This window comes from Thiomonas sp. TH-17 (genome assembly GCF_057473305.1).
The window spans coordinates 1-3,805 of sequence record NZ_JBYCKI010000066.1 but is presented as its reverse complement, the minus strand read 5'-3'; the positions used below and the strand labels follow the sequence as shown (position 1 = coordinate 3,805).

4 protein-coding genes are annotated in these 3,805 nt (G+C 58.7%); all 4 read right to left on the bottom strand.

Annotated elements, in window-relative coordinates; translation table 11 throughout:
• On the bottom strand, positions 1-335 hold a 335-nt coding region (locus AC2VLV_RS04385), incomplete at its 3' end, for a type I restriction-modification system subunit M N-terminal domain-containing protein (RefSeq protein ID WP_486988814.1).
• The gene (locus AC2VLV_RS04380) at positions 332-616 is read right to left on the bottom strand and encodes a virulence RhuM family protein (protein ID WP_486988813.1); all 285 of its coding nucleotides are present in this window, start codon (positions 614-616) and stop codon (positions 332-334) included. The genes AC2VLV_RS04380 and AC2VLV_RS04385, both read right to left, overlap by 4 nt.
• Entirely contained in the window at positions 613-1,866 is a 1,254-nt protein-coding gene (locus AC2VLV_RS04375) for a restriction endonuclease subunit S (RefSeq protein WP_486988812.1), read from the bottom strand. The genes AC2VLV_RS04380 and AC2VLV_RS04375 overlap by 4 nt, the downstream gene beginning before the upstream one ends.
• The coding region (locus tag AC2VLV_RS04370) for a type I restriction endonuclease subunit R, EcoR124 family (protein WP_486988811.1) at positions 1,856-3,805 on the bottom strand (1,950 nt) is incomplete at its 5' end. The genes AC2VLV_RS04370 and AC2VLV_RS04375, both read right to left, overlap by 11 nt.

Sequence of the window (3,805 nt, the reverse complement as noted above, 5' to 3'; positions counted from 1 at the left end):
TGCGTGCGCGCCAGGTTGGCGATGCTGTTCCACAGGTGCGAGGGCTGGATGACGTAATGCACCTTGCGCCGCATCTGCTTCTCGAAGTCCGGGACGTCGGCCGCGTTGTTCGCATACCAGCGCGCCAGCGGCACCGCGCGCGCATCGCCGCTCACATCCGGGTAATCCTTGCCCAGCTCCTTCTTCGCCGCCGTCTCGTAGTTGTCGGAGAGGTAGCGCAGGAAGAGAAAGGACAGCATGTAGTCGCGGAAATCGTCCGCATCCATCGCCCCGCGCAGTTGGTCGGCGATGCTCCAGAGCGTGTTGCCTAGTTGTTTTTGGTTTTGTTCGGTCATTTTTTGGGGCGTCGTTTGATCTTGGTTTCCAGCGCTGTGAGGTCGTCCTCGGTCAGGTAGTTTTTGCCATCGGCGGCAGTTACCGAGGATTCCTCGGTAACTGAAGACGCCTCCAACTCCCCGTCAGCAAAGATGTTCTTGAGGTGCAGCCCGACGTTGTCGGTGCTCACGTCAAAGAGATGGGCCATCTCCCGTTGCGTCAGCCAGACCGTTTGGTCTTTCGCTCGCAGCTTGATTTGGCTGCGGCCATCTTCGGTGGTGTAAAGAATCAGGTCGCTCATGCGTCTGCCGCCTCCGGGGATGGGAACAGCTGCTGCATCAGACCATCCTTGTGTGTCTTGAGGGCATCGAGCTTCTCGATTTCAGCGGTGATTGTGTTGTCGAGGCTCGTGAGGCAGCCTGCGATCTTTCTCTGTTCGGCCATCGTCGGGAAGGCACTTTCCCAGCTCTCGATTGCCCCTTTAGTGATGTGCATGATGCCAAGCCCATTTGTGGTCTTGGCCTTCATATTTTCAGTTTCATTTTCGAGGGTGATGAAGAGGAACTGCTTGTCGATTCCACGCTGCTCAATCACTTTCCAAATGTGGTAGTGATAAATAGATTTTTCGCCGCGCCAGATGCGGGGTCCAAAGGACGCGGACCATGCATAAAGTAGGTCGTCCTTCTCACAATACTTCGTCTCATCCAGGTCAAGGTCTGAGTAATACCAAGTGTTGCTGGTGAAGAAGTTCCCAACACGTAGAACTGGGTATTTCCCAGATTCGAGCAGTTCCTCCTGTTTGTAGGCTCGACCGTTGTAGAACGTTGCGGCTTGGCCCAAGGTCATCTTTGCCCACTCCCCCGCGTTTTGGAATTCGGGGAAGCGGAGGTGGGGTTGGGTTTCGCCTTCGCGGGGGAAAAGCTGCTGCATCAGCCCTTTTTTATGGGTCTTGAGCGCGTCCACTTTCCGCGCTTGCGCGGCCATCAGCGCTTCCACCGAACTCAGGCACTCGGCGATTTTTTGTTGTTCGGCTGGCGATGGAAGAGCGACTGAGAACGAGAGGAAGGTTTCAGCATGAATGCGTCTCGCCTTTCTACTTCCATCGGCAGTTTCACCCAACCTTTCGTAAAAGTCTCTGCGCTTGACGTATTCCAAAAGGAACACGGGGTTGAGCCCGCCAGTGATGTCAAAGCATGGCAAATCGACCGTTGACTCAAAGTTGTCCAAGCTGGGTGGAATGATGCCGAAGGCTTGGTTCAGAAAATCAAGTTTGCTGTAAATGAACTGTCCTGCTTTGCGCCGGAAATACTGAGTGTTGATGCTGCCTTGAATGGCATCGTTCTTCTCGAAAACTCCATTTCCCCAGAGCTTGACGGTTATCTTCTTTGCGACATTGCCCTTGCTTCCGGGTAGTCGGCTTTCACTCAGAAAATCACCAAGCTGTCTTTCTTTCCACCCCTCCGTCCCTCGGAACGCCGGAAACCGCAACTTCGGCACCAGCGCGGGCTTTGCCGCATCCTTCGTGGCGGTGGTTTTCGTCTTACTGCTCATACGCGCTGAGTCCTGAGATGTCGCGGCCACCAGCGCGTTGGGTGAGGAGGGGGTGGAGGTCGGCCATGAGGGCGAGCTCGGCCTGGCTGCGGGCTTTCCAGCCAAGTTCCAGCGGCGCCATGAGGTCGCTCAGGCGCTCGCCATCGAAAATCATGCGCTCAAAGATGCCGTCCACGAAGGCTTGCAGGGCGGCGGTGGCCAGACCGTGCTTCGCGGCGATGGCGGCGAGTTCCTTGGCGTTCTTCTCGGCCTTGAAGCGGGTGTAGCCGTCGCGGATGGCGGTCTCGCTCAGCCCCTCGCCTGCTTGCAGCGTGCCGATGTATTCGGCGATGTCGTCGCGCTCGTTCATGAACTTGGCATCGCTGCCGATGAGGCCGATGAGTTGCTCGCGGGTCATCCTGGCTTTGCCCGGCTCCTTGGCCGAGAAGCTGGTCATCAGCTTCATGATGTAGTCGTAGTCGATGACGGCGGAGGCGAACAGGACGAACTCGAAGTCGAGCTGTTCAGAAGGGCTGTCGGCGACGGGTTTGTCGTTGGGCTTGTTCTGCTGCGCGCGCAGCTTCTTGGCGGTGTCCAGATACTGGCCCTTGAAGCCGCGCAGGGCTTCCTCGGGCAGCACTTGCTCGATGGCGGCTTTGTTTTCCCCGGTGAGATCGGTGTATTGGTCGAGCTGGGTCTTGAGCCGCTGCACTTCCTTGAAGCGCTCGATGAAGACGGTCTTGGCGGCGTCGCCTTTCAGGTTGGCGACGGCGGAGGGGGTGCAGTCGAGGTCTTGAGACTGCAGGAAGGCCGCCAACTTGTGCATGGCGGTTTCCAGTTTCTGGATGACGACGGGCGCCTTTTCGACCAGCCAGATTTGCCGCGCCTGCTCGCTGGTTTTCTCGCCGGAGAACAGCGCAATGGCGGCATCGACGGCATCCTGCTGCTGGCGGAAGTCGAGAATGTTGCCGTAGGGCTTGGTGCCGTTGAGCACGCGGTTGGTGCGCGAAAACGCCTGAATCAAGCCGTGATGCCGGAGGTTCTTGTCCACGTAGAGCGTGTTCAAAAACTTGGAATCGAAGCCGGTGAGCAGCATGTCCACGACGAGGGTGATGTCGATTTTCTGCGCGGCCGGGTAGTCGGCATTCGGCCACTGTTGGTCTTTGATGCGCTTTTGCACGTCTTGGTAGTAGCCATCGAACTCGCTCAGGCGGTGATTGGTGCCGTAGCGGGCGTTGTAGTCGGCGAGGATGGACTTGAGCGCGGCTTTCTTGCCCTCGGGGTCTTGTTCGTTATCGGCCTGCTCTTGCGGCAGGTCTTCCTGAATCTGGCGCACATCGGCGTCGCCCTCGTCGGGCGGCGAGAACACGCAGGCGATGTTCAGCGGCTTGAAATCGGGGTCGGCGGCCTGTTTCTCGGCCTGCATCGTCTTGAACAATGCGTGGTATTCGATGGCGTCGTTGATGGACGCGGTGGCGAAGAGGGCGTTGAAGAGGCGCCCGCCAGTGGCGGCATCGTGCTTGGCGAGGATGGCTTCGATGACGGCGCGTTTGGTGGGTGTCACCCCGTCAGGCTTCGCCTGCGACCACCCCCCGTCTGCGGCGTACCCCTCCGGAGGAGGGGAATGAGGGCGGGGCGATTTCCCTCCTCCGGAGGGGTGCCCCACAGGGGCGGGGTGGTTGCCTTCCGGCTTGAAGTAATCGACATGGAAGCGCAGCACATTGCCGTCTTCGATGGCGTGGGTGATGGTGTAGGCGTGCAGCTGTTTCTGGAACAGGTCCGCCGTGGTGCGCATGGAGGCGGTGGTGTCCTCGATCTTCTGCTGCGAGGCGTTGGCGTCGAAGATGGGCGTGCCGGTGAAGCCGAAGAGCTGGGCGCGGGGAAAGAATTCTTTGATGGCTTTGGGGGTCTCACCAAACTGCGAGCGGTGGCACTCGTCGAAGATGAAGACGATGCGTTG